Genomic DNA, 26804 nt, shown 5'->3' on the forward strand with positions numbered 1-26804 from the left:
CCCAGCGCGGAAGGAAAGAGATGGCCCGGCACTCGGATGGAAAGAATAACTACGCATTTGCACCGTGGGTCATCATCGTGGCCGTTTTAGCGGTGCTGGCGCTGGTTATCGGAGGGTTCTTCCTCTTCCGCGGAAACGATTCCGATTCCGGTGAAACGGTGGCGGCAGAATCAACTACAGCTAAGACGGAGGAGACCTCTACTGCAGAGGCGACAACCTCGGCCGCGCCTGCGTCGTCGGAAACGGCGAAGGACACCGAATCGACGTCGGCCGCCCCCAGCTCGGAGGAAAAGGCCGCAGAGGCACAGGTTGCGCCGAATACTTTGTTCCTCTTGGATACGTCCGAGAACCTCACGCCATATTTCGATGCGGTAAGCCAGGGTGTAGCTGAGGCGGCGTCGGCAGCCGACAGGGAGGGAAGCCAGGTGGGCCTTTGGAACTACTCCTCTCCTCTTTCCGCCTCGGCAACCGTGGGTTACCGCCAAAACCTGTCGTATGGGGATGCCGATAACGTTGCCTATGCCGTAGGTATGTTTGGCACGGGTGGCGTTCCGCAAACCCGCAGCGCTGTGGTTGCCGCGCTGGATAACGCCACCGACCAAGTGGCTGAAAGCGGCAAGGACACGCGCGTCGTGCTCGTGACCACCGGCACGCAGCAAGATATGGATGATGCTGCCTTCGCCGAAGCCGTAAAGAATGCCCGCGGCGAAGGAGTGAGCTTGAGCGTGGTGCACGTGGGTAACGGCGAGAAGGATGCTGAACTCGAAAAGCTGGCTGATTCCTACAGCACGGTCGCAGATCCATCCGATGCCCAGGACAATGCAACGGCCATCTCGGCCGCAGTCGGCGCACGCTAGACGCGGGCTCTCGTGTAAAGCGAGTCCGCGGGGTGCACTCCCAGAGCGCAGAAAGCCGCCGCATCTTTCCCCAGGACACTGACGTGAGCAGCAGTGCAGGAAAGACGCGGCGGCGAGTGGCGCGAGTTTAAGAGCTCTTGCGCTTGCGGCGAGCAGCGAGCTCGTCGAGGCCAATAACGATGTCAGTCTCTTCTTCCTCCACGACGCGCTCGGCCGGGAAGGACGTGATGGTACCGGAGAGCTCCTTAAGGATGCCAGGTACGGCGATACCGAATACGCCTTGGCCTCCGGCGAGGAGGTCGATGACTTCATCGTTGGACCGGCACTCATAGACCGTGGTGCCGTCGGAGACAAGCGTGAGCTCCGCCAAGTCATTAACGCCGCGATCCCGCAGGGATTCCACGGCGAGGCGAATGTTCTGCAGAGAAATACCGGTGTCTAGAAGGCGCTTGACAATCTTGAGCACCAATACGTCCTTAAAAGAGTACAGACGCTGGGAGCCAGAACCACGCGCGGTGCGGATAGAGGGCTTGACCAGGTCGGTGCGTGCCCAGTAATCCAGCTGACGGTAGGTAATGCCGGCTACCTGACACGCGATGGGCACGCGGTAACCCAGCTCCTCGTCCGGTCCGACGTCGAAGAGGGATTCCTGGACGTAGCCGTTCGATGCGGCGTCATCGAGCGGCAGGGCGCGGGACTCGGTGCGGTTGTTTTTACTGCTCACGTAATTACTCCAGTGATGTTTGAGGGGAGTTCTATTTTTCTATTAAAGGCCACGTCAGCGACCACGTCAAGGGTCGCCCTTCGTAAACCTCTAGTAGAACTTTAGACTTCTTTGGTCACTTTGTCATCATTAGTCACACGCGTGTCATTAAAAAATCGCTGATGACAAGAAAAGCGGCACCCAGAAACGGAGCCGCTGTGTCTAGTCTGTTGTGCTGGTAAGTATGCCGAGCCGACCGCTACCTTTCTACGTACGTCGTTCAGCCGGATGCGCGGGCCTTAGTCTTCATCTTCCGGCGAGTCGCCCCCAAGCAAATCTTCTTCGGAAATGCCGGAATCACGCATCATCTGCTCAAAGTCATCGTCTTCCTGAGCTTTCTGCCGGGCCGCCATCTCTTGAAAATCGCGCGACCTCTTCTCCGGGAAGGTCTCTGGGGACTTAGCCTCGCGCTCGAGACCGTAGTACTCCTTAAGGTCTTCATCGCTAATGTAAACAGCGACCTCCTCGAGCACCTCCTTCTCAAACCGGATGGGCACCCCGTAGTGATCTGCTAGGACGAGGGCGTCACAGATGCGGGCGTCGTGTTCCTCACCTGTTCCGTCGACCACGTCGACCATGAAAGCGCCCTTGTGGTACTCGGAGACACAAATATGCTCGATCCCGTCAAGCTGGTCGGCGAAGGCAATCAAGAGTTCATAGGTACTAGGCCGCGCGTTGTAATGGCTCTCCAGCACCTGGAGAACGCGGGCTCCATCAATAGGCGAGACCCACACAGGTACGTGCCGGTCTGCCTCTTCCCAGTAAAAGAGGGCGCACAGGTTATTCTCGGGGCCGACGGGGTGGATTCCTAAAAATTTCAATACTTCTGCAGTCATGGCACCCACTTTTCCACACTTTCCTCACGCGTGGCGATTAACAGAGCAGCCTCTAATCCGCTAAGGGCGGAACTCGTCCCGCAGCTCAGTCTTGACCAGCGTTCCATGAAGGGACAGAACAAGCGCCGCCATCTGCTGCGAGAGCTCTTCTGCCTGCTGCGGGGCCGTATCAGACTTCGAATGCGCCACCGGTGAAGCCACCTGTGAAATCATGTCTGCCTGCCGGCGGGCGGCATTGCGCAGCGACTTCAATTGCCGTGCCTCAAAGCCGAAGGACTCTAAGGCGACAGCCGCCGACACGATAGACACGTCATCCGTGTCAAAGAATCCCGCCGGATCCGGCTTAATGAGCCCCACCGAGACCAGCTCCGCAATGTTTTCCTGCGTGGTCCCGGCTTGGTCGGCCACGTCGGCGTCGGTAAGCCTTGTCACCACTGGTGCTCGCAGCTGCTCGGCACTGATCAGTGCCTCAGCCTGGGAGGAGACAATGGCGGTGACTTGCCCCGAATCCATCGCCTCCAGCTGCTCACGAATAACCTTGAGCGGCGTGTAGTGGTCGCGCTGCGCGGTCAGAATGTAGCGCAGACGGTCAAGATCCTTCTGGTAGTAGCGGCGGTAGCCCTTCGCGGTGCGTTCCGGAGTAATCAGACCCTCAGATTCCAAAAAGCGAATCTTCGACACCGTCACGTCCGGGAACTGCTTCTGCACGTGCTTCAGCGTTACGCCAATAGACATGGGCTTTTGCTTGGTCTTCTTGGCCGCCGAAGATGCTGTTGCTGCAGCTGCGGTGGACTTCTGAGCGCTCACGATGGGACTACTACTGCTTTCTACGCGGATTCACTTTGACAAAGGGCAGGCACAGTGAGGAAGCAAGACCGGCTGCTCCCCTCGTACCCCCGCTTCGTCCTTGCTGACGGGTACTGCCCTATTTAGGGGCGATGAAGACGAGGCGGAACTTACCAATCTGGATTTCGTCGCCTACTTCCAGTACCTGCGCATTGCGCGGCTCGCGATTGACGTAGGTGCCATTGAGCGATCCGACGTCCACGACCTCGAACTGGCCGTCCTTGGCGCGGAATTCTGCGTGGCGGCGGGAGACGGTGACGTCATCGAGGAAGATGTCCGCTTCCGGGTGGCGGCCGGCGGTGGTGGTCGGCTGATCAAGCAAGAAGCGCGCGCCAGCATTCGGGCCTCGCTTCACGACGAGCAGGGCCTGGCCTTCAGCCAGGTTCTCAGCACCAGCAACGGAGGCGTCGGAACCCGCCGCGGTGCCGTTTTCCATCTCCTTAAGAAGATCAGCGCGGAAGACAGAAGTAGTCTCTGCCTGCGGTTCCGGCGTTCCGGTATTCTCGCTCATTTTTACCTCCGAAGGGTCGGATCGATGTTGACTCATTCCATATTAGCGACTCCGCTGCGCGCGCGAGTCGCCTCTCCACAAATACATTAACGGAAAATGTTTCCTATCCCCTTGAGCACGGAATTTCCCCCGCCAGACAATGGATTATCGGAAACCATATAAGTCCAGGTAGCACTCGGGCGGGACAGTCCATGATCCTCTAGGTGCGCACCATCGGCATCAACAAGCACGGTCTTAAAAGTATCGACGGCATCATCAACCGCGCGCTGCGCCAAATCCTTGAATTCGCGTACCGCGATGCGATGGTATTCATCGATGGGGGTCTCACGGGCAATGGCACGCAAGTGAATGGATTCACGCACGTCATCCATCAGCTCCAAGTGGTCGGCCCACGCCAAGTCGAGGTGGTAGAGCATGATCTCGCGGGCGGCGCGCTCACGGGCATCCACGGGGACGTCGCTTAGCTCGGCGGCGCGATCGGGCGCTCGCTCAGCGAGCTCCTGCCAGGCCTGGTCTGTATCGAGCAACTTGGCGCGGCGCTCATCGATAATGATGCGCTGATCCGCCAGCAGCTGGTTGTACTTCCACGTCTGCGCGTGAATCTCCAGCAACTGGCCTTCCGTCACCCGCTGACAGTGTGCGATGAAGTCCCGAACACGCTTGGATTCAATGAGGCCATCGGCGTCTGGACGCGCCGACAGGGACTCATCTTCCCCACCTTGCTGAACTACGTCGTCCTCCAAGGAGACGAAGAAGAGAGACATGCCCGGATCTCCCTGCCGGCCCGCACGGCCGCGCAGCTGGTTGTCTAAGCGTGAGGAACGGTGCCGCGAGGTGCCAAGTACTGCCAAACCGCCCTTCTCGACGACCGCGTCGCGGTCAGCTTCGTCCGCGCCGCCCAGCTTGATATCGGTGCCGCGGCCCGCCATCTGTGTTGAAACGGTCACGCGCCCCACGTCACCTGCCTCCGCAACAATCCGCGCTTCGTCCTCGTCGTTCTTAGCGTTGAGGACGTTGACAGTAATGCCGCGCTCACGCAAAGCTGCAGCGAGGTCCTCGGATTCCGCGACATCGTGGGTACCCACGAGGACCGGCTGACCCGTGCTGTTGATCGCAACGATCTCGTTGACGATGGCGCGCGATTTTTCATCCACAGACGCGTAGATGCGGTCAGCTTCGTCGAAGCGCTGCAATTCCTTGTTGCGGTCGATGACCGAGACGTGCAGGTCATAAAACTGTCGCAACTGGTCGGTGGCCTCCACCGCGGTGCCCGTCATGCCACAGACCAAGGGGTAGCGACGCATGAGCTCCTGCAGCGTAATGGTGTCGAGGATGCGCCCACCTTCTGATACCTCCAGGCCCTCTTTGGCCTCCACCGCTGCCTGGAGTCCATCCGGCCAGCGTTGTAGCTCGGCCACGCGGCCGCGGGAGGCGTCGATAAGCTGCAGCTTTCCGTCCGTGATGATGTAGTGAATGTCACGGATGAGCAGCGCCTTCGCGTGTAGCGCCAGGTTGACCTTCACCAATACGGAGCCGATATTCTCCTCCGAATACAGCGAGTCAATGCCCAACTCCCGCTCTACTCGAGCCGCACCATCATCGGTGAGCGCCACCGTGCGGCCGTCCTCCGCGATGACGTAGTCCTGCTCCTCGCGCAAGTGGGAGACCACGTTGGTGATGTGGCCCGTAGATTCCTCACCGGGGCGATTTCCGGCGAGGACGAGGGGGACGAGGGCTTCGTCGACAAGCACCGAGTCGGCCTCATCCACCAACGCCACGTCCGCGCGCGCCTGCACCGTCTGTTCCCGGGAGGTGATCTGGTTATCTCGCAGCACATCGAAACCGAGCTCATTAACCGGCGCATAAATGATGTCGGAAAGGTAAGCCCCGCGTCGCTCTTCCGGCCCCATTTTCTCCGTCACGGAAGCCACCGTGAGTCCAAAGAACTCCACGAGTGGGCGCATCCATTCGGCGTCACGCGCCGCTAGATAATTATTAACCGTCACCAAGTGGACGCGCTTGCCGGTGAGCGCGAAACCAGTCGCGGCCATGGCACCCACCAGTGTCTTTCCCTCACCGGTGGCCATTTGGATGACGTCACCTTCAAGAAGACGCAATACGGCCTGGGACTGGACATTAAACGGCCGCATACCGAGCTTACGTTCACTCGCCACAGCCAGGGCCGCGAGGAAACGAGACTTATCTGCAATTACCCCGTCTTTCACGCAAGCGCGCGCAGTGGCGGCAACGTCAGCATCCGACAGGGCCGCAATGTCCCCCACTGCTGAATCGGCTGCCATCACGACAGCCTTCGATTTCTTGTTGTTGCGCTCGGACTGCGCGCCCATTGCCTTCCAGAACCAATCGAATGCGCCCATGAGCACTCCTCCATCCTTGTGCGTCATACAGGTCTTCTATCGACTCTAGTCAACCCCGGTTCGCAAGCGTGCGTTCGCCCTTATATCCTTGTGGGCATGCAATCCGTGAACGTGTCGCTCCCTTCCAGCACCGGTACCGCGATGGCCGGAACCATCGATTTTCCCGACTCCCCTCCGCAAGCCTTCGCTATCTTCGCGCACTGTTTTGCCGGTTCGCGCCATACGCCGGGCGCGGCCCGCGTGAGCAAACAGCTGACCAACTTTGGCATCGCCACCCTGCGCTTTGATTTCCCGGGTTTGGGCCAGTCCGAGGGCAATTTCGCGGACACCTGCTTCAGCCAAAATGTCGCCGATATCCAGGCCGCCGCCGACTGGCTGGCTGCCAATTATTCCGCTCCGCAGGTACTCATGGGGCACTCGCTCGGTGGCGCCGCTACCCTTGCCGCAGCCAACAGCATCCGCTCCCTCAAAGCCGTCGCCACCATCGGGGCACCCTTCGACCCAGCGCACTCCGTGCTCCATTACGCCGACAAGATCGGCCAGGTCGATGCTAATGGCGAAGTCGAGGTCACTTTGGGTGGCCGCGAGCTGACCATTTCGCGCCTTTTCCTCGAAGATCTCGCTGAGACAAACCCGGAGGAGTACCTCCCGCGCCTGCGCAAGCCCCTGATGGTGCTGCACTCCCCCATTGATCAGACCGTGGGCATTGACAACGCACAGAATATTTTCCGTACCACGCGCTACCCCAAGTCCCTGGTCGCCTTGGACAAGGCCGACCACCTCTTAACTAAGCAAGGCGCAGCAGCCCGTGCCGCCGACCTCATCGGGGCGTGGGCAGAGCAGTTCATTGTTCCGGAGAACCTTCCCGCACCTGTTGCTGAGGACTCGGCCGTTGCCATTCCGGCCGTGGGCACGAAGATGGGCGTCGTGGTGCGCCACAACGATCGCTCGGTAACCGCCGACCGTACCAAGAAGGATGGCGGCAAGGGCCAGGGCTTCACCGCCGAAGGCCTGCTCATGTCCTCCCTGGCTGCGGCAAGCACCCAGGCCATCAGGGCGGCGGGCAAGGAGCAGAAGATTGATGCCAAGGCTCTGGAAGCAGTGAGCGTCAGCATCACGCAGCAGTCCGCCTCTAGCTTCACCCGTACGGTCTCGCTGCCGACCTCGCTGACCGAAGCGCAACAACGCGCGCTGGGCGACGCCTCTGCGAACACCCCCATCGACGCCCTCCTAGCGGCCGAAGTGACCACGACCGTCACGACCACCGCTGAGAAGTAACGCACGCATGATCGTTCTCAACCCACTTGATCCCGCTGCGCGCTGCCCTTGCGGTACCGGTTTAACGTTTGGTGAGTGCTGTTCGCGCTACCACGCCGGTACTCCTGCGCCCTCCGCGGAAGCCCTCATGCGCTCGCGCTTTAGCGCTTTCGTCGCCGGCGACGAGGATTATTTGCTGCGTACCTGGGACCCCGAAACCCGCCCCGAGCGCCTCGATCTAGCGGATACTGGGATCCGCTTCTACCGCCTCGACATTATCGACACCGTCGCCGGCGGCCCCTTGGACCAGACCGGCATCGTTGAATTCGAAGCCTTTTACAAGGGGGCCGCGAAGGGCTCGCAGCGAGAGCGCTCCTCTTTCCACCGCCAAAACGGGCAGTGGGTCTATTCCGCCGGAGAGTTTTAGCTGCCGCTAAAACAAGGGTGGACTGGGATTTGTTGTGGCGAATACCCTTGGTGTAATCTGTAGCAGTTGCACCAAATGGTGCGGCGGCGGACTATGGCGCAGTTTGGTAGCGCACTACACTGGGGGTGTAGGGGTCGCAGGTTCAAATCCTGTTAGTCCGACAAAATTTAGGCTGGTCAGAAAACTCTGACCAGCCTTTTCTTCTGGAACGAGTCGACGGGTTAAGGCTTAAGCCTTGGGTTACTACGCCCACGGTAAATAGAGGTCAAATAATTTTTTTAGCGCTTATTTACCGTGAACGACATGTATCGCCAAGCAAGGCCACTCCATGTTTCTCACCCTCATGGGGTAGATAGTGTTTCAAACTCTGGCCAAAGCTCGGGTTAGGGCACTATTACAATCCATGGAATTGTTATTGATCTACCTCGCAGTGGTGTTTGGCTGCGGCCTCGTTGCGTGGGCGGTGCGATTGCCGCCTCTCATCGGGTTTCTCGTCGCTGGCTTCGCGCTCAATGCCGGGGGTATCGAGCACGTTGAAGCGTTAGATCTTTTCGCCGACATTGGTGTCACGCTGATGCTTTTTGCAATCGGGTTGCGCCTCGATCTGAGGGCCTTGACCGACAAGGCTGTCTGGCTTACCGCCACCGCCCACGTGCTCGTGATGACCCTCCTCGGCATGGGTTTTATCACGGCTCTCGGCGCACTCGGCGCATTCGGTCCGACCAGTTTTTCGATAGCGGTCAACGTCGCCCTCGTGCTGAGTTTTTCCAGCACCATCGTGGTCGTCAAAATCTTGCAAGACCGCGGCGATGAACAAGCCCTCTACGGCAATATCTGCATCGGCGTCCTCATCATGCAGGACATCATCGCTGTCGTCTTCATGAGCATCCTGCGGGGAGAGCCACCAAGCTTAGCGGCCGTGTTGCTTGTCCTCATCGTCCCGCTGCTAGCGCTGACTACTCGCCGCTGGTACAAGCTCGGGCACGGTGAGCTGGGCGCGCTCTTTGGCATCGTCATGGCGCTGCTGCCTGGTTATGCTCTCTTCGAGTGGGTCGGCCTCTCCGGAAGCCTCGGCGCGCTCATCATGGGCGTGGTGCTCTCCCGCTCCCCTGGCGCAGAACAGCTCAGCCATTCACTGTTTACCCTCAAAGAACTGCTGCTGGTTGGCTTTTTCGTCAACATCGGTTTCCTGGGCCTACCAACGTGGCACAACATCGTCGACGCCGGGTTGCTCCTGCTGCTTTTGCCCATCCAGGGCCTCGCTTACTGGGCAATCCTGTGGATGTTGGGACTGCGCAACCGCACTTCTGTCCTTGCTTCCCTGTTGCTGGCGAACTACTCTGAGTTCGCCCTTATCATTGCCGCTGTGGGAGTACAGGACGGCTGGCTCAACCAACGCTGGCTGCTGTCACTCGTGCTCGCTGTTTCGTTGAGCTTTGTCATCTCGGCAATCCTCAACCCACAAAACGTCTCGCGAGCTACACACCTAGCCAAGCGACTGCCGGCCCGCCCACCGCACAAGATTCACCCGGAGGATCGCCCCATCGAGCTTGGCGACGCCCATGCGCTCGTCCTCGGCGTAGGACGGCTCGGCCTTTCCTGTTACAAGGAGCTCGTCGACGTCTACGGCGCCAAGGTTTTGGGAGTGGAACACGATCCAGCACGAGTTCGCCATCTCCAAGAGAGTGGCTACAACGTCGTGGAGGGCGATGCAACAGATATCGACTTCTGGGAGCGCGTCAAGGACAGCCACCAGATCGATATGATTATGCTCGCCATGCCGGCCCAGCACGCGAACGTAGACGCCGTCAAGGAAATCTACGCTTCCCGCATCAATACCGAAGAATGCACCATCAGCTCGGTGGCCATGTACCGTGAAGACGTCGAGGACCTGCAGGAGCTCGGGCTCAGTGTCGTTGTGCACTTGCAGGACGGTGCCGGCGAATCCCTAGCGGAGCGAACTTTTACGGAGAATCAGCTACGGCACTTGCGCAACGAGGGCGAGCTTTAGGAAAACGTCCTCCGCGGCATCCAGCCCGCTCCCTGCTGAGACCGGCTCCTGTGTCCGGACTCAGCGTCCAATGGGTGCTTAGCTGTTAGCACGCCACGGGATCCCCTCCTTGGGCAGGTAGCCCAAAAGGTAGAGGTAATCCATCGCGCCCAGAATAGAAACGACGAGACCGCCACCGAGGATAGCTGCGAGGAATGTGTAGCCAGCCATGGAGGAGGAATCGACGTCCTTTCCGTCTTGACCGTCTTTGCCATCCTTCCCGTCAGCGCCGTCGCGGCCATTTAGACCGTTAAGACCGTCGCGCCCGTCCTGGCCATCGACGCCATCGCGGCCGGGTGCGCCCGGTGCACCGTTGGCACCGTCGCGGCCATCCTTGCCGTCGATACCATCCTTACCGTCTTTTCCATCGCGGCCTGGTTCACCGTCCTTACCGTCTTTGCCGTCCTGAGCCTCAGCACCGTCGGTGGTAGAAGTCGAGGGTTCGGTCGTCGTAGGCGTCTCAGACTCCGATTCCTCGGGCTCGGTGGTCTCAGAAGGGCTCGGCGTTACTGAGCTAGACGGCTCAGAAGACTCGGGGGATTCTGAAGGCTCAGTGGTATTAGACGTCGAAGGAGAAGCGGGCTCGTCGTTGCTTACTTTCTTGCCGTTCAGCATATCCGCACACTTCTGACCAGCTGGTGCATTGATTTCTGCGAGCGCGGAGGCAGAAGCCGAAATATCTGAGAGAGTAGACTCAATTTCCTTTCGCTGGGTCTTGCTCAACTTCAAATCCTTGGCTGCGCTGGCGCCTGGGAAGAGACCTGCGATGGTGACAGCGGCATTGAAGATCTTCAGAACGGTGGCCACACCAGTGCCAAAAGCACCGTCAGCAAACTTGATGAGGCCAGAAACGGTCTTCTTGGCGGCATCTGGATTCTTTAAGTCCACCTCTGCATCAGCGTTATCAATCTTGGCGATGGCCATGCCTTGCGCGCGTGCGAGATCCCAGGTGACGTCCTTGTTTGCCTCACCATCACGAACAAGTTTGGCAATTCCCTCCCACGAGCTTGCGCCAATCTTCTTGATGAAGTCAGAAGGCACAAGTTCACCGACGACTGGGATTACTTCCCACACCGTCTGGAGCAGCTTGTTTCCACCGTCGTAGAAAGCCCGTGCAAGGTCCAGCTTGCGCTCGAGAATCTCGCCTTCTTTGCCTGGGGCATCGGTGATCTCACACACCAATTTGCCGTTCTTCTCTACGACCTTGATAGTCGCGTCAGCCGTCGATGCCTCGGCGGTTTCCAGCTCATCGAGTGTCGTTGGCTTGCCGTTTTCCGCGCCGTAGAAGCCAAAGTCGTTGTCTCGGGATTCACGCTCCAACTCCTCAATGGTGTTGTCGCCAGCGTTGTTTGAATCGATCAGGTTGCCGTCTTCGTCGAAGGCGGTGCCATTGACGTCGACAGTGTCAGCGCCGGACTGTTCGTGGACAAAAGACGTATCGCTCGGCTCCTCAACGGCGAAGGTCTGCGGGGCGACAATAACGGAAGAAAAGGTTGCTACGGCCACTGCGGTGGCAACGATGCGAGAGTGTAGGGAACGCATGCGAAGTCTTTCTTGCAAGTTGATGAGCACACACTTAACACAGTGAGCTAAGTGCTTAAGGTTCGGACGTGGTCACCATACAACCGTCGAAATATATTTTCTACATTTGAGTAACTAATCGTTACCCCCGTTTGGAAACCCCCAGTTCAACATCAGTGCAGTTCACAGCGTCAACATCGTTGACAATACGATTATCTTACCCCCATCACCAACGGGCAACTTGCGGATAGACGCCGAGTTTAGCCGCCGGCACCCCGGCCCTCCCTAGGTGCCAATAGAAAGAACTACCCGCTTTCACATTAAGAAAGCGGGTAGAGAAACGGCGACGATGACGCGCCAAGAGGCAATTCTCAGTTACGTTGCTGCATTAGTCAGTCGTTCCACTAAGACTGCGCATGATGCCACCAAATTCAATGTCCATATAGTGGGTGAGAATCTCGAAAATATAGTCTGAATCAAATCCACGCAAGGGACCCTTGGTACTCAGCATGGCTAGACCATGAGCGCCCGCCCACACGGAAATTACCAAGGTGAAAAGAACCCACGGAGTGCGCGGCCCGTCAACTTCATCGATTGCCTCACGCATGAGAGACATAATGAAGCCAAAAGCCCGTCCAAATTCGCTAAAGTCACGTTGGAGCTCAACCGCTTTGTTCGCGTTCGGCAAAAAGTCGTCCTCGAAGGACATGGGAACAATCGGCCCGGACGCGATCTTGATGAGAGCTTCAAAGCCCTTCGGATCAGCCAGCGCATGCGAGACGTAGCCGTACCCGGTGGCCTTAATCTTGGACATTACTTTAGCGTCTTCCGGAAGCGCAGCTACCTGCCGGAAAATGAACTCATAGTTGACTTTGTCCAAATACCGCTCAAGGAAGCTGGCCAGCTCTTGATCGCTTTCAATCAGGTGCTCAGCTTCCTGCACACTAAGGCCCGCCCGCTTCGCAGCACCACCGATATGAAGACCGGTAACGCCGTGGTCAAGCGCCTCCTCAATAGCACCACGCAGCAACGCCGTACGCTGTTCATCCTCGGTTCCCCGTGGGTAATCCTTGGCCTTTGCTATCAACGCCTCCGGCTGCTCTCCCGCCAAGCCATAAGGAATAGTGCGCTCGACGCGCTCTCCCCTAAAGAATGGGTAGAGGCCGACACTCAGCGTGTCCATAACAGCGCCAAATGTCTGCTTTTTCGCTGCCGGCGACAGGTAACGCAGGATTCCTTCAGCTGCCAGTTGCGTCACGCCGTGTAGGTGGGAAAAAATCGACAGCGCCGACAACAAGGTTCCACTAACATCAGGATCTACTCCGCCAGATTCCTTGATAGCCTCCTCGGTCAACTCAAAAAGAATCTGCATGATAGGACATATTTCGACATCCCCATCAGGATTAACAAAGTCCTCTGCGGTGACGCCGACCCGAGGCGTTGCATGAACCGCAGAAAATGCCGCAAAGGCAGAGGGATCCTCCACCGCGAAGGAGAAATACGCCAGCGCCGTGGCGCGAAGCTTATCCACGGCCGTCGCATTCTCAGGCAAACGCTGGAGATGCAGATCAACGACTGAGGTCAGCGCCTCGTTCAGGGTGCGCTTGGTTTCATTTACAAGCTCAGCTTCAGAGGCAAAGAGCTCTTGGGCTTCCGCTAGCGGAACATCCACTTGATCGGCCACCTCCCGGAGGCGCACCTCATCAATGCCCGCTTTGGCAATAACCCGACCGGCCTGCTCAATAAGGAGCTGGCGCGAGGGTTGGTTACCTTGTTCCACACCTACTGAAGTAATCACAGAATTCAGCTTACCTAGGAAACAATCACTTTTAGGCCCATAAACAAAGGATAGGAATATACACAGGTTTTCTTAAGCTTTTGCCCGCACTGCAAGACAATCCACCCCGTCACCCCAAATCCAAAGTATACGTTGCTGTAAAACTTATACAGTCCCGCCCGCTATGCGGACGGGACACCTGAGCGTTCAGGCTACGTGTCACACAACGCCGGAACCTTGATGTGGTTCGGAACCAAGCGCGACAATCGCTTTACTTCTGCTCATCCCCCTGGGGAGCCTCAGCACCCTGGTTGCCAATGCGCTCATCGAGCTGGTCGCGAGCGGAGTCAATCTTATCCGCCTTGTCCTCACCCAGCTTGCCCTTAGCAAAATCTGCACCCTTATCCAGTGCGCTATCCGAAATCTGCTCGCCCTTATCGGAGTTCAGAGCATCCTTCGCCTTGTCAAAAATACCCATTACTTTGTTCCTTCCTTAAGTAAATACTGCCCTAACAGTGGTGACCCTCACGGCTCGAATGTGCCAAATACTGCGTAATGCCGGTGACAGTGGGAGACGTTAACCGGCTCCCCGCGCAACAAGCACGTGCACTACGGTCGCCACATTCAAGCTGAGCGCCATCACGTCACCCCACCGTACCGACGAGCCGTACTCTTCGCCACAAACGTTATAAATCGTTATACATCTAGAGCACGAGTTAAAGGAAGACTTTCACACACTGAGAGTTCTCAGAATCGTTCTTAAAGTCTACCCCCTCCGGTTACCCCTTTTCGTTCAACAACTTGGCGCGTGCCGCCACTCTCTCATTTGTGAACCCTTGTACTCTGGGACACAATTCACATGTGCTCATTCTTGCCGCGTCGCGCGGCACGTACTGCACAACGTCATTGACCGCTCACTTACCTTTAAAGATCGAAGTCGAAACCTCGGCGCACCACAATGCCTTCCTTTCATTCTCATTCCGCACACCAATCTGTAGCTCGTCGTTCTGAAGAGCTGCCTTCCTCTGAGCTAGACATTCCCTCAGCCCCTCATGGCAAATCGGTCTTTGGCCTTGTGTGGCCGGGTAAGGAGGCGGCTGCGGCGCAGGCCACGAACAAGGCCACTCGCACAAGAACACTGATGAGCGGTCCTCATTCGGCCCCCAACAGCGTGACGGTGGCGGATAATCTCGACGCCTTAAAGGATTTCATTGCACAGGGGATGCGAGCGGACATCATCTACATTGATCCGCCCTATAACACCGGCAAAGATTTTGTCTACCGCGATAATTTCCGCCAACGCCGAGAAATGCGCTCACAGCATTTTGGGCAGTGGCATGCCGAGTGGCTTTCTATGATGTTGCCACGCTTGATCCTGGCTCGTGATGTGCTCGCCGATACCGGCTTCATCATCGTGTCCATCGGTGAGTCAGAAAGCGCTCACCTGCGCCTACTACTCAACGAGGTTTTCGGTGAGGACTGCTTCGCCGGGCAATTCATTTGGAAGAAGGGCGGGACCGGGAAGAATGATTCCAAATATGCGGTTCTCGAGCACGAGTACATCCTTTGCTATGCCAAGTCACCTTCAAATGCCGGATTCAACCTGGACTTGGAAGCGCACACTTCAACCCGCTATAACCACAGCGATGAGAAAGGGAATTATTCACTCGTGCGGTTGGATTCTAAGACCTTGGGATACTTACCAAGCCTCGACTTTCCCATCGTTGGCCCCAATGGCCACGAATATTGGCCGCACCAGCCGGAGGGCAAGTCGGGCGTCGCGCGGTGGCGTTGGGGTAAAGACAAGGTCGCTGAGCATTATGAGGAGCTGGTCTTTCGACGCGGCTTTGTCTACACCAAGAACTACGAAAAGAAGGGTGCGCGTCCCCGTTCCATTCTCGATGGAGAGCGTTTTGGGGTAACCCGAACAGGCCGTCGTGACGCCGAAGAAGCACTTGGTGTCACGGGAGTCTTCGACTTCCCCAAACCTGTGCGCCTCATCAAGCATCTACTGTCCATCACCGGCGGCACGGACGCGGTAGTCCTTGATTTCTTTGCAGGCTCAGGAACCACTGCCCAAGCCGTCGTTGAGCTCAACCGCGAGGATAACGGTCAACGCTCATTCCACTTGGTCCAAATACCCCACCCCACCGAGCCGTCTAGTGCCGCGCGCCACGCGGGTTTTGAAACGGTCGCGGATATCTGTCTAGCGCGGGTTCGCTCCCTCGATACTCCTTGTGCGCATTTCACCTTGAGGTGATAGCCCGGCTCTAGGCCACATTATGCTCTTCTGTGCCTTCGGGCCTGCCAGGGATTCCGAAGAAATCTAGCACCGCATCGGTGGCGAAGCCTTCGCCCACCTCAATTTTCGTGGAGTTGTTACCACCCGGCCACACGTGAGATCCCCCCTCAATGCGGATGTGCTGAAGCGGAGCCTGGCACCCAGTCCACGTCTCTCTGGTCGCACCGTTTGTGAGGCGCACCGACTCGACGTCGCCGCGGCACTTGTTGCGTTTCTGATGCTGCCCGAGCACCTCTGCAACGGAAGAATAAGCCGTGCCATGACGCACACCGCCTTCATAGTTGACCACGGGATCCTTAGTTCCGTGAATGTCCAAACGGCCTACCGGACGATCAGAGCAATCCGTATGGATTCCTTCGTAGTATGCAGCTGACACGGTAGCTACTGAACGAAAAGTCCCTGGCATCCGGCACGCCAAGAAGGCCGCAAACCCTCCGCCATTAGACAATCCAGCCGCGAAAATGGCATTGTCGTCCACCTCATAAGTGGCCCGCAGGCTATCCACTATTGTGCGCACAAAGTCGAGGTCTTCTTCCGCGCTCGTCACTGCGTAAGGTGCTGGGGCCCACGCCGCCTTCTCCCCAGCAGGGTAAGCCACGATGGCATCAGCAGCATCAAACTGGCTGTACTTCTCCATATTCTCAGGCGAATCCGTATACCCGTGGAAAGAAAGCAGCACCGGCCACGCGCGCTCCGGGGTGTAATTCTCAGGCACGTGAAGTAGGAAACTGCGCCCAGAGGCTAGCTTCATCTTCTTTGTGTGCCCCGGCTCAGGGCCGACGAGCATGGGCGCTACCGGGATACCGAGATCATTTGTCCATGCTGATTCAGGTGTCGGGGATGTCGGGGCTTCCTGGGATGTTCCACACGACGCCAACGCTAGCGCGCAGACAGCGCTGGCCGCTAGACCGACGAGCGTGTGCACTGGGCGCGGCCATGCTGTAGACGTTTTACCCATTGTTCCCCCTCAACACTCTCACTTCTGCGCGCCAATAAATCCTCGTCCACCTTAAAACATCGCACCGACATCTACGAACCCGCAGCGCCACGGTAAGTTTGGAAGCATCATGTGCTCTTCGCCTTCCGAACCATCTGTTTCCTCCAGCGCCTCTCCCGCTCACCCTCTGCCCGAGCACTACCCCAGCTACCGTCGGGCTTCGGGGAAGGAGGCGCCCAGCTTCGGCACTGCCCAACGACGCAGGCATTCCGCGCAAGCTTTTAGCGAAGGCGCGGAGACCTACCATGACGTGCGCCCTGGTTACCCACGCGAAGTGTCGCAGCTCATCGCTTCTGCACACACAGTTCTCGATGTTGGTGCAGGAACCGGCAAGCTCACTGAATCCCTGACCAATTCCGTCGTCTATGCCAGCGATCCATCCCCCGACATGACGCGTGTCCTGCGCCGGCTCGGAGTGCCGTGCTGGCGCGCCACCGCCGAGAACACAGCGCTCGCCAGCTCCTCCCTTGATGCCCTCACCTGCGCGCAAACCTGGCATTGGGTCGACGTCGACCAGGCATGTGCAGAATTCGACCGAATCCTTCGGCCGGGTGGCAAGGTCCTTTTGGTATGGAACACCCTTGACGTCAATGCAGACCCGTGGATCCTGCGTCTTTCCCGCATCATGCACTCCGGTGATGTCCACCGTCCCGGCTTTTACCCATCCTTTACCGCGCCGTGGACACTGCGTGAGGAGCTGCGCCTTACGTGGGAACACGAGCTCGCCCCTGAGGACCTGCATGAGCTAATGCATACTCGCTCGTATTGGCTTCGCAATGGGGAAAAAATCCACGAGCGCATGACCTACAACCTCAATTGGTACCTCTATGAGCACATGGGTTTTAAGCCCGGCCAGGTCCTGCGTATTCCGTACCGAACTGATGCTTTCGTGCTGGCGCGCTCAAGTGAGTAGCCACCTCCGTCAACCATGACAACTGTCATCCCGGATTCGTGACACCCTGTCTACGCTGCGAAAACCTTCGCGCCATAGCGTGAAGGTATGAGCACGACACGTACCACCCCACCAGCAATCGACGTCACCGGTGTAAGCAAGACCTTCAACGCCTCCTCCCGCAACCCTGTGCGCGCGCTTCACGACGTCTCTTTTAGCATTCAGCAAGGTGAAATCGTCGGCCTCTTAGGCACCAATGGCGCCGGCAAGACCACGCTGCTTGACCTCATCCTGGGACTGACCACCCCAACCTCAGGGTCTATTAGTGTGCTTGGCGCCTCTCCATCTCATGCCTCTAAAAGTGGGCGTATCGGTGCCGTCATGCAAACTGGCGGCTTATTACCGGAGATAACCGTGAAGGAAACCCTTGAGCTTCTCGGTGCCGCGTTTCCCGTCCACCGCCCCTATAAGGAGATCATCGAGCGCGCCAACTTGGGCTCTATCCTCTCGCGTCGGGTGGGCAAGTGCTCTGGCGGCGAGCAACAACGTCTGCGCTTCGGGCTGGCCTTGTTGGGAGATCCGGAAGTGCTGCTTCTCGACGAACCAACCGCAGGCATGGACGCCGGCGCCCGCCGTCATTTTTGGGAGGCCATGCACGAGGAGGCAAGCGCTGGGCGAACGATTCTTCTCACCACTCACTATCTCGAAGAGGCCGATACGTTTGCCCAACGCATCATCATGCTCAACAGGGGCGAGATTCAAGCTGATGGATCTACCGAGGAGATCCGCAATGCAAACGCCACCCGTACCATCCGTGCCAGCTTCCCCAACGGCATCCCGGACAACCTCGAGACCGAGTCTTTCCCAGGAGTGCTGTATCAAGAGCACACAGACACCGGTCTGTCCATCACGACCCGAGACTCTGATGCACTTGCTCGCTACTTACTCACCGAAACCACGGCCCGGGACATCACAATTTCTGGCCATAGCCTCGAAGACTCCTTTATGGAGCTCTCTAACGCTTCCCCCGACACGACTACCCCATAAGGAGACCCCACGATGAGCATCAACAATGCCGTAACTCCCACGCTCGGGACAACCCTCAACTACGCGGCCCACGACCTTAAACGTCTGCGCCGAGACCTGCCCACGCTCTTTTTCAGCATCGGCCTGCCAATCATTTTCTATATCCTCTTTGGCGCGATGCAAGAGTACGGCGACATCGAATTCAACGGTGGGAATGTCGCCGCACTGGTCATGATCGGCATGGCGCTCTATGCAGGAGCCACTGGCGCTGTGGGTGCAGCCGGATCTATGGTCGCAGAGAATCGCGCGGGTTGGGGCCGCCAACTAGCGCTGACTCCCCTTCGGTCTTCCCAGCTAGCCGTTGCCAACTTTCTCAACATCTCGGTTCGTGCCATCCTGCCCATTGCCGCTGTCTTCATTACCGGTGGGCTGACAAAGGCGTCCATGCAGCCGGACCAGTGGACGCTAGCTTTTCTCATAACTGTTGTCTGCGCCATTCCCTTCGGCTTCTACGGCATGGCCTGCGCTATGCTCATTCCCTCGGAAAACACCGTCTCCGTAGCGACCTCGACCATCGTCATACTTGCGTTTGCCGGGAACGTATTCATGCCGCTGAAGGAATCGCTGTTGGAGGTAGGTCGCTTCACCCCAATGTATGGCGCGCAAGCGCTTGCCCGTTGGCCTCTTTCTGAAGGCTCCCAGATGATCAATGGCGAACGCCTCTTCATTGAGGACCCGATCTGGTACGCATACGTTAATATCGCTGTATGGACGGTGGTGTTCGTCGGGCTATGCCTGCTTTTGCACAAGCGCGACAAGGAGCGAGCATGATGCGGAACTTCAGACCGCGTGACGCTGCTTTCGCCGCTGTCTGGCTCATCTTTCTCCTACCGGTGCTGCTGCAGATCCTCCTCCAGCCCAGCTATTCCACCGCCCAGCGAACCTGGGCGGTTATTATCACCGCGGTGTTTTGTGCTGCTTACCTTGTCTCTTTCGGTACGGTGCACGACTATCCACGTGGGTGGTCCCATAACCATCGAGTAGCTATCCGGTGGGTTATTCTCGCGCTGATCGCGCTTGCCGCCGTCCCTTCTCACGGCGCCTGGATTGTGGTCTTCGTGCCCTACCTCGGGGCCTTGGTAGCCTTCACTTTGCCTCTCAAAACCGCAGCCGTGATCATCACGGTCACTGGAATCCTAGCTAGTATCCCTGTCTGGTTGTTCGATCGCCCGCGCTTCGTTGACCTCGCAATCATTCTCTTCGGGTGGCCCCTCCTTATTTTGGCGCTCGGTGCCCTCTCCCAGCGCGAAGACACCGAAACAGCGTTGCGCCACGACCTGGATCTGGCCCAGCAACGAGAAGACATTGCCTCAGATATTCACGATCTCCTCGGCCATACCCTCACGGCTATCAACCTCAAGGCCGAAGTGGCCCGCCGGCTCATCGACCGCGACCCTACCAAGGCCGCTGCCGAGCTCGAGGAGATTAGTTCGCTGTCTCGGTTATCCCTTGCCGAGGTCCGCTCCACTGTTACTCGCATGAAGAACCCCACCTTTGCTGGCGAAATTCAAGCCGCGCGGCGCATTCTGGAAACCGCCGGAATCCAAGCTCACCTTCCAGAGACTCTCACCCAGCCACGGGCTCATGAAGATCTGTTCTCGTGGGCACTGCGCGAGCTCACCACCAACGTTGTACGTCATTCGGGTGCCACGCAGTGCTGGGTGATTCTCACTGAGGATTCCCTCCAGGTCACGGACAACGGCAACGGCTTCACGGAGGATGCCACGCAGGCGCTTGCCGACGGCCTCACGGGTCTCGCCGGCCTTCGCCACCGTGCAGAAGCTGTCGGTGGCGAGGTCATTACTCAGCGTGCCGAAGGTGTGACCACGGTCCTCCTCGCCTTGGACGGCCACCGGCTGATTCAACAGGTGCGATAGTTATGAGCGAACACATCCGCGTACTCATCGCCGAAGACCAATCCCTGGTCCGGGGCGCTCTCACCGCTTTGCTGAGTACCGAACCCGACATCGACGTCGTTGCCGAGTGTTCCACCGGAGCCGAGGTCGCCGCACTCGTTGCTGAGCATCAGGTAGACGTCGCTCTACTCGACATTGAGATGCCCGGAATGAACGGTATCGATGCCGCAAAGTCTATCGCCAATACTCACTGCCGCAGCCTCATCGTCACCACGTTTGGCCGTCCCGGTTACGTCAAACGCGCCCTCAACGCGGGCGTCGATGGCTTCCTCGTCAAAGACACTCCCCCGGAGGAACTCGCCGATGCCATCCGCCGCGTCCACTCGGGTCTGCGTGTCATCGATCCGCAGCTTGCTCAGGACATACTCTTTACTCCCGACAACCCGCTGAGCGAACGGGAAGTCGAGGTGTGCCGCCTACTGGTTCGCGGCCTCGGCTCCGCCGATATCGCAGCACACCTCCATCTCAGTGGCGGTACGGTGCGCAACCACGTGTCCGCCATTATGACGAAGACACAGGCAAGTAACCGATTTGAGGCCGCGCGCGCGCCGAGGCAAACGGCTGGATCTAGACGCTTGCGTGCTCTCAGCCCACACTAGCTATCGGCGTTGACGGCGCTCGCGCACGCGCACCGCGATGCGCACGGGCGAGCCATGGAAACCGAAACGCTCGCGGAACTTGCGCTCCAAATAGCGGCGATAGCCCGCATCCAAAAAGCCGGTGGTAAACAGCACGATAGTCGGCGGCTGTGTCGAGGCCTGGGTAGCGAACAGCACGCGCGGGAGGCGGTTGTTGTTCATCGGCGGCGGGTTCGCAGCAATCGCCTCACGCATCCAGTTGTTGAGCTGACCAGTAGACACGCGCTGGTCCCAGCTCTCGAGAGCCTCAATCATGGCAGGCTCTAGCTTCTGCAGGGCGCGGCCAGTCTCCGCAGAGATATTCACGCGGGTCACCCACGGCAGGTGACGCAGGTTCTCATCGATTTCGCGCTCCAAGTAGTAGCGGCGATCCTCGTCCACAAGGTCCCACTTATTGAAGGCGATGACCAGGGCCTTACCGGCTTCCAGAATCATGTTGAGGACGCGCTGGTCTTGCTCGGAGACTTCCTGGGAGGCGTCGATAAGCATGATGCATACCTCGGCAGCATCAATCACGCCGCGCGTGCGCAGCGAAGCGTAGTACTCATGGCCCTGCGCGTTCTTAACCTTCTTGCGCAGGCCCGCGGTATCAATGAACTTCCACAGGCGCTGATCTAGCTGCACCAAGGAGTCAACTGGGTCGACCGTCGTGCCGGCGGCATTGTCCACGACGGAGCGCTCCTCCGCCGTCAGCTTATTCAGAAGCGAGGACTTGCCCACATTCGGCTTGCCCACCAGCGCCACGCGGCGAGGCCCGGAGGTAATCGAAGAATGGCGCGGCTCTTCCGGGAACAAACGCAGAATTTCATCCAAGACGTCGGCGCCGCCTCGGCCATGCTGGGCGGATACCGGCCACGGATCGCCCAAGCCCAGCGCGTAGAACTCGGCCATGTCTGCGTACATCGTCTCCGAGTCAAACTTGTTGGAGACGAGGATGACGGGCACCTCAGAGCGCTGCAGCTTTCGGGCCATGACCGCATCGGTTTCGGTGATGCCCACCTTGGTGTCCACGACAAACACGATAACGTCGGCAGTCTCCATGGCCTGTTCTGCCTGGCGCGCGATAGCGGCGTGGATGCCCTTGACGTTCGGATCCCAGCCACCGGTGTCCTGAACGAAGAAGCGCTGGCCGTTCCAGTCCGCCACGTAGGAGACGCGATCACGCGTTACGCCCGGGTGATCCTCCACCACCGCTTCGCGGCGCCCGAGGAAGCGGTTCACCAGGGAAGACTTACCCACGTTCGGGCGGCCGACAACGGCCACTGTGCAGAGGTTTTCCTCCGTGTGCTCCTCGCCCACGCCAAAGGCGTGAGATAGCACCTCCCACTCTTCTTCGCTGAGCGGGTTCTCACCTTCAGCGATATCTTCTTCCTCGCCGAAATCGGCTTCGCCGAACTCGGAGTCGTCGAATTCCGACTCATCGAATTCATAGTCGAAGTCCTCAGAATCGAAATCCTTCTGCGCCCACCCGCCGTGCGGATCGCGCACGACCTCTTCCTCGAGTTTGCCTACCGGGTAATGAAATTCCGTCTCGAATTCTTCCGGCTGCTGTTCGGGGTTCACGTTTGGGTTCTGCGGTCCATTAGTCATGTGAGGCCTCCTTTGCGGCCGATTCTTCGACGACGGCGATGAGGGCATCGAGGACCTCGTCTGGGGTCATCTCAGAGGTATCCACGAGTACGGCGTCCTCGGCTGGGCGCAGCGGCGAGGTGGCACGGGAGGAGTCCGCAGCGTCGCGCCGCTCGACGTCGGCAAGCACGGTGTCAAAATCCGAATCGATGCCCGCCGCACGGTTCTGATCGTGGCGGCGCTGCGCGCGGACCTCGGCGCTGGCCGTCATGAAGGCCTTAGCGGGAGCGTCAGCGAGCACCACGGTGCCGATATCGCGACCCTCCACAATGGCACGGTGTGCCTTCGCGGCAAGGTTCCGCTGCAGCTCCACGAGGTTCTGGCGTACCTCCGGGATGGCAGATACTGCCGACACGTTGCGGGTTACCTCGTCCTCGCGGATCACGCGGGAGACGTCCTCGCCGGCAAAGATGACCTGAGTGGAATCCGGATCATCGGAGACCTCCAGAGGCAGGTTTGCGGTTGCGGCGATGACAGCGTCGGTATCCGCTGGGTCCACGCCCGCGCGCAGCACGGCAAGGGTAGCCACGCGGTACATGGCGCCGGTATCGACATACTTCGCGTCGAGGCGCTTGGCCAACGCGCGGCAGGTCGTGGACTTCCCGGTGCCCGACGGGCCATCCACGGCCAGAACGAGTCCCTGGTTTGGCATGTTTGAAATCATTACATCCCCACCGCCTTGTACAGGCTGGTCAATTCGTTGGAGTTCAATGCGCGCAAGGAGCCGGGCTTCATATCGCCCAGCTGCACGGTGTGGAGCTTGGTGCGCACAAGACGCTGGACCGGAAAGCCGGCCTCCTTCAGCATGCGGCGCACGATGTGCTTGCGGCCTTCGTGCAGCTCAAGACGCACCAGCGAATAGCCCTGGTTTTTGTCCACGATCTGCACATAGTCCGCCTTCGCCGGGCCGTCTTCTAGTTCAACGCCCTCGCGCAGCTGGCGAACCAGCCTCTTATCGGCCTCACCCAAAACGGTGGCCAGGTAGGTCTTGGTGACCTCGTACTTAGGATGCATGAGGCGGTTGGCCAGCTCACCGTCGTTGGTGAGCAAAAGAAGGCCCTCGGTATCCGCATCGAGGCGCCCGACGTGAAACAGGCGCTGGCCTGCCACGACCCGATCCGCTACGACATCGCCCACGCACGGACGACCCATGTCATCCGACATAGTGGACTGCATGCCGCGGGGCTTGTTGAGTACGAAGTACTGAGTTTCTTCGTTGACGTTGATGCGTGTGCCATCGACGCGGATCACGTCCGTGTTGGGGTTAACTCGGGTGCCTTGGGTGATGATGACCTGGCCGTTGACCTCAACGCGGCCCTCATCGATGAGGATCTCTGCATGGCGGCGGGAGGCAACGCCGGCCTTGGCCAGCACCTTCTGGAGGCGTTCGCCTTGGTTCTGGGAATTCTTCTTAGCTTTACCGTCTGCCAGCCAGTCCGCGCCCAAGTCGCGGGCGACAGAATCGGCGGTGGCCTTCTTCTTTACGTGCTGATGGCGGGCCGGCTTAGCGTTCGAGACAATCATGTCGCTGTCTCGCTTTTTCTTGTCCGGTGTGCCATCGCGGCGAGCGGGTGGAGTCACGGATGTGTCCTCTCAATAGTTCTTCAATTTGCGGCGCGCGGAATCGCGCCGTTGTCCGGCCGCAATCCTACCGCACGGTGGGCCTTTATGAGTAGTCCTCATCGATCTGCTCGATGTCTGGCAGCAGCGGCGCGAGGTCTGGAAGACGCTCGAGGGAGTCGATTCCCAGAAGCTCCAGGAAAAGCTCAGTGGTTTCATACTGGTGTGCGTTGCCGACTGTGGGCTCGGGGCTTTCGATCTCTCGGATGAGCCCGCGCAGAAGCAGCGTGCGGACAACGCCATCGACGTTGACACCGCGAACACCAGCGACTTGGGCGCGGGTGACCGGCTGGCGGTAGGCGATGACCGCGAGGGTTTCCAGTGCGGCGCGCGAAAGCTTGGTTTGGGTCCCATCAAGCACGAACTGCTCGACGGCGTCCGCATTTTCTTTGCGGGTATAAAAACGCCATCCTTCTGGTGTCTCACGCAGGTCAATGCCAGAGCCACGCTCGGTGAGCTCACGCTCCACTGCCCGCAAAATATCTCTGACAACGGAGACCTCCGCATCTACTACGCGGGCCAACTCTTCCGCGCTGGCGGGTGAATCGATGACCAGAAGGATCGATTCGAGGCGTGAGCGCAATTGCGGGATGAGCGGAAGAGCCGCCGGTGCGCTCGGCACTGGGGCCTCACTGTGTGCTGCGGGTGACGTGTCCTCCATGAGTCGGTAGCGTACCTTAATCCCAGTTCGCCGCCGCAACAACGGCCGGATCCACGTCGAGCCCTGTCCACGACAATTCCAACGGGCCTAAGGATTCGGGTTGAGACGCATCCACAGCCTTGGCTTTGTACAGCTCCAGCAATGCCAAGAAGCGGCCCACCACTTCCATGGAATGGTGCAGTCTCGCGTTAACGCATCAAAGCTCATCCACTGCCCTGTGCCTAACAGCTTGAGCGTGGTAAGGATTTTTCCAGCCTGTTCCGGCACAGAGACGGCGACTTGGTGGATGTGACCGGTCGCGACTTCCTCGGGAGGCTTGGGGCGGAATACCCCGGCGGCGAGTTCCGCGAACGTGGCTGGGGTGTGTCCAAGTTTGACAGGTGGAAGAAGCTCGCTGAAGCGCTCCTCCATCGCCACCGCACGTGGATAGCGGCGCTGGGCGGCGCGCTGCCACTGCGCAAACTGGTCAGCGACCTGCTTATAAGCCTTATACTGCAGCAACCGCGCGAAAAGCAGATCTCGGGTCTCCAGGAGCTCGAGGTCCTCAAGGTCATCGACCTCGCCGCGCGGCAATAGACGCGCCGCCTTCAAATCCAAAAGCGTAGCGGCGATGAGCAGAAATTCCGTCGTCTCGTCCAGGTCCGCGGTCTCCCCCAATGCTCGGGTATAGGCCACGAACTCATCGGTGACTTCAGACAGCGCCACCTCGGTGACATCTAACTTTTTCGCTTGAATGAGCTGGAGCAGCAGATCGAACGGACCCTCAAAATTGCCCAGCGCGATGCGAAAGCCGGTGATCTCCGGTTGGGTCATAATAGGCGGCTAGCCGTTGGCCCGCTCAATGACCTCTTTAGCTAGGTCGCGGTATTGCTTGGCAGCCTGCGAGCTCGGTGCCCAGGTGGTAATCGGTTCACCGGCTACCGAGGTCTCTGGGAAACGCACGGTCCGCGTAATCACCGTGTCAAAGACCTTATCCCCGAAGTACTCGACTACCCGGTCCATGACTTCGCGGGCGTGGCGGGTGCGACGGTCAAACATGGTGACCAGAATGCCCATGATCTCCAGGTCGAAATTGATGCGGTCAGCAACCTTCTCCACGGTGTCGGTCAACAGCGCGAGGCCGCGCAGGGAGAAGAACTCGCATTCCATCGGGATAATGACGCCTTGCGAACAGGCCAGCGCATTGACCGTAAGCAGGCCCAGGGAAGGCTGGCAGTCGATGATGATGAAGTCATAGTCCTTGCGTACCGGGCGCAGCGCTCGAGCCAAGGTGTGCTCGCGGCCCACCTCGTTGACCATCTGAATCTCTGCGGCGGAAAGATCAATGTTGGCCGGAACCAGGTCGAGCCCCGCCACGCCGGTGTGAACGATGGCAGAATGCACCGAGACCTCACTATCGAGCATGACGTCATAGATGGTGTCCTGAATCTGGTCATGAGTCAGACCCAATCCGGCGGACAGAGCGCCCTGCGGGTCCAAGTCAACGAGGAGGACTTTACGCCCCAACTCCGCCAAGCATGCTCCCATATTGATCGTGGACGTGGTTTTCCCCACGCCACCTTTCTGGTTGCACATGGAGATAATCGTGGCGGGACCATGCTTTTCCAATGGCTCTGGTTCCGGAAGCTCCCGCAGTGGCCGGCCGGTCAACCCGACCTGTGTTTCGGAGGCCTCAAACAGTCCCTCGTCGCTCACAGTCACACCTGCTTCCTTGACCTGTACGGCTCTAGTTAGGCCATCTTCGCGTTAGCCCTGCGGCACTCACCGGCGCCGCACTCTTACATCCTTGTGATTATAGGGTACCCCCTTGAGCACCCGCATCGCGATTATAGCCAGCAAA

The 26804-nt window shown here is 58.8% G+C and carries 23 protein-coding genes, 1 tRNA gene and 2 pseudogenes; 11 read left to right on the plus strand and 15 right to left on the minus strand.

Annotated elements, in window-relative coordinates; all coding sequences use genetic code 11:
• Positions 1–20: 20 nt before the first annotated feature.
• Positions 21–857, plus strand: a complete 837-nt coding sequence (locus tag FME68_RS01545) for a VWA domain-containing protein (protein ID WP_158395524.1) — start codon at positions 21–23, stop codon at positions 855–857.
• A gap of 127 nt (positions 858–984) precedes the next feature.
• Here the strand turns inward: FME68_RS01545 and FME68_RS01550 are convergent, their stop codons facing one another.
• The 5 genes from FME68_RS01550 to secA2 all read right to left on the minus strand — a co-directional run bounded on the left by FME68_RS01550 (position 985) and on the right by secA2 (position 6191).
• Positions 985–1545: a MerR family transcriptional regulator gene (locus FME68_RS01550; protein WP_158395643.1), complete on the minus strand. Its 561-nt coding sequence runs from the start codon at positions 1543–1545 to the stop codon at positions 985–987.
• A 314-nt stretch (positions 1546–1859) separates the two neighbouring features.
• Entirely contained in the window at positions 1860–2456 is a 597-nt protein-coding gene (locus FME68_RS01555) for a bifunctional nuclease domain-containing protein (protein WP_158395526.1), read from the minus strand.
• Between the two features lie 60 nt (positions 2457–2516).
• The gene (gene ftsR / locus FME68_RS01560; RefSeq protein WP_046649387.1) at positions 2517–3263 is read right to left on the minus strand and encodes a transcriptional regulator FtsR; all 747 of its coding nucleotides are present in this window, start codon (positions 3261–3263) and stop codon (positions 2517–2519) included.
• Positions 3264–3381: 118 nt separating this feature from the next.
• Positions 3382–3813, minus strand: a complete 432-nt coding sequence (gene odhI, locus FME68_RS01565) for an oxoglutarate dehydrogenase inhibitor Odhl (RefSeq protein ID WP_010186533.1) — start codon at positions 3811–3813, stop codon at positions 3382–3384.
• Positions 3814–3899: 86 nt separating this feature from the next.
• Positions 3900–6191, minus strand: coding sequence for an accessory Sec system translocase SecA2 (gene secA2 / locus FME68_RS01570; RefSeq protein ID WP_158395647.1), 2292 nt, complete (start codon positions 6189–6191; stop codon positions 3900–3902).
• A 96-nt stretch (positions 6192–6287) separates the two neighbouring features.
• On the opposite strand from secA2, the gene FME68_RS01575 reads away from it, so the two are divergent.
• From FME68_RS01575 to FME68_RS01590, 4 genes are all read left to right on the plus strand, one after another.
• A complete protein-coding gene (locus tag FME68_RS01575; protein WP_158395528.1) occupies positions 6288–7469 on the plus strand; it encodes a bifunctional alpha/beta hydrolase/OsmC family protein in 1182 nt (393 codons plus the stop codon).
• A gap of 7 nt (positions 7470–7476) precedes the next feature.
• Entirely contained in the window at positions 7477–7875 is a 399-nt protein-coding gene (locus FME68_RS01580) for a YchJ family protein (protein ID WP_158395530.1), read from the plus strand.
• 87 nt (positions 7876–7962) lie between these two features.
• Positions 7963–8036, plus strand: a tRNA-Pro gene (locus tag FME68_RS01585).
• 242 nt (positions 8037–8278) lie between these two features.
• On the plus strand, positions 8279–9886 hold the full coding sequence (locus FME68_RS01590) for a cation:proton antiporter domain-containing protein (RefSeq protein ID WP_158395532.1): 1608 nt from the start codon (positions 8279–8281) through the stop codon (positions 9884–9886).
• A 78-nt stretch (positions 9887–9964) separates the two neighbouring features.
• Here FME68_RS01590 and FME68_RS01595 read toward each other — a convergent pair whose 3' ends face one another.
• The 3 genes from FME68_RS01595 to FME68_RS01605 form a co-directional block, all read right to left on the minus strand.
• Complete coding sequence (locus FME68_RS01595; RefSeq protein ID WP_158395534.1) at positions 9965–11467, minus strand: collagen-like protein; 1503 nt, start codon at positions 11465–11467, stop codon at positions 9965–9967.
• 367 nt (positions 11468–11834) lie between these two features.
• Complete coding sequence (locus FME68_RS01600) at positions 11835–13244, minus strand: TetR/AcrR family transcriptional regulator (RefSeq protein ID WP_230308840.1); 1410 nt, start codon at positions 13242–13244, stop codon at positions 11835–11837.
• Between the two features lie 250 nt (positions 13245–13494).
• Positions 13495–13701, minus strand: a complete 207-nt coding sequence (locus FME68_RS01605) for an antitoxin (RefSeq protein WP_046649242.1) — start codon at positions 13699–13701, stop codon at positions 13495–13497.
• A gap of 663 nt (positions 13702–14364) precedes the next feature.
• Between FME68_RS01605 and FME68_RS01610 the strand changes: the two genes are divergently transcribed.
• A complete protein-coding gene (locus FME68_RS01610) occupies positions 14365–15483 on the plus strand; it encodes a site-specific DNA-methyltransferase (RefSeq protein WP_230308841.1) in 1119 nt (372 codons plus the stop codon).
• Between the two features lie 10 nt (positions 15484–15493).
• Here FME68_RS01610 and FME68_RS01615 read toward each other — a convergent pair whose 3' ends face one another.
• On the minus strand, positions 15494–16483 hold the full coding sequence (locus tag FME68_RS01615) for a CE1 family esterase (protein ID WP_083306681.1): 990 nt from the start codon (positions 16481–16483) through the stop codon (positions 15494–15496).
• 109 nt (positions 16484–16592) lie between these two features.
• On the opposite strand from FME68_RS01615, the gene FME68_RS01620 reads away from it, so the two are divergent.
• The 5 genes and pseudogenes from FME68_RS01620 (at position 16593) to FME68_RS01640 (ending at position 20987) form a co-directional block, all read left to right on the plus strand.
• Positions 16593–17435, plus strand: coding sequence for a class I SAM-dependent methyltransferase (locus FME68_RS01620; protein WP_070510777.1), 843 nt, complete (start codon positions 16593–16595; stop codon positions 17433–17435).
• Between the two features lie 87 nt (positions 17436–17522).
• Positions 17523–18461 (plus strand): ABC transporter ATP-binding protein, encoded by a 939-nt coding sequence (locus tag FME68_RS01625; protein WP_158395541.1) that lies wholly within the window; start codon positions 17523–17525, stop codon positions 18459–18461.
• A gap of 12 nt (positions 18462–18473) precedes the next feature.
• A complete protein-coding gene (locus FME68_RS01630; RefSeq protein WP_070516231.1) occupies positions 18474–19271 on the plus strand; it encodes an ABC transporter permease in 798 nt (265 codons plus the stop codon).
• On the plus strand, positions 19268–20377 hold the full coding sequence (locus FME68_RS01635; RefSeq protein ID WP_158395543.1) for a sensor histidine kinase: 1110 nt from the start codon (positions 19268–19270) through the stop codon (positions 20375–20377). The genes FME68_RS01630 and FME68_RS01635 overlap by 4 nt, the downstream gene beginning before the upstream one ends.
• 2 nt (positions 20378–20379) lie before the next feature.
• Positions 20380–20987 (plus strand): annotated as a pseudogene (locus FME68_RS01640) (response regulator transcription factor).
• 28 nt (positions 20988–21015) lie between these two features.
• Here the strand turns inward: FME68_RS01640 and der are convergent.
• The 6 genes and pseudogenes from der to FME68_RS01670 form a co-directional block, all read right to left on the minus strand.
• Positions 21016–22644 (minus strand): ribosome biogenesis GTPase Der, encoded by a 1629-nt coding sequence (der, locus tag FME68_RS01645; RefSeq protein WP_158395545.1) that lies wholly within the window; start codon positions 22642–22644, stop codon positions 21016–21018.
• The gene (cmk, locus tag FME68_RS01650) at positions 22637–23347 is read right to left on the minus strand and encodes a (d)CMP kinase (RefSeq protein WP_049154964.1); all 711 of its coding nucleotides are present in this window, start codon (positions 23345–23347) and stop codon (positions 22637–22639) included. The genes der and cmk overlap by 8 nt, the downstream gene beginning before the upstream one ends.
• On the minus strand, positions 23347–24264 hold the full coding sequence (locus FME68_RS01655; RefSeq protein ID WP_071409678.1) for a pseudouridine synthase: 918 nt from the start codon (positions 24262–24264) through the stop codon (positions 23347–23349). The genes cmk and FME68_RS01655 overlap by 1 nt, the downstream gene beginning before the upstream one ends.
• An 85-nt stretch (positions 24265–24349) precedes the next feature.
• Positions 24350–24964, minus strand: a complete 615-nt coding sequence (scpB, locus tag FME68_RS01660; RefSeq protein WP_049154960.1) for an SMC-Scp complex subunit ScpB — start codon at positions 24962–24964, stop codon at positions 24350–24352.
• Positions 24965–24980: 16 nt separating this feature from the next.
• Positions 24981–25777, minus strand: a pseudogene (locus FME68_RS01665) (segregation and condensation protein A).
• A 9-nt stretch (positions 25778–25786) separates the two neighbouring features.
• Positions 25787–26659 carry a ParA family protein gene (locus tag FME68_RS01670; protein WP_046649257.1) on the minus strand — a complete coding sequence of 291 codons (873 nt, stop codon included), beginning with the start codon at positions 26657–26659 and terminating at the stop codon, positions 25787–25789.
• Positions 26660–26804: the final 145 nt, after the last annotated feature.

This window comes from Corynebacterium hiratae (assembly GCF_009708045.1).
Classification (GTDB): Bacteria; Actinomycetota; Actinomycetes; order Mycobacteriales; family Mycobacteriaceae; genus Corynebacterium; species Corynebacterium hiratae.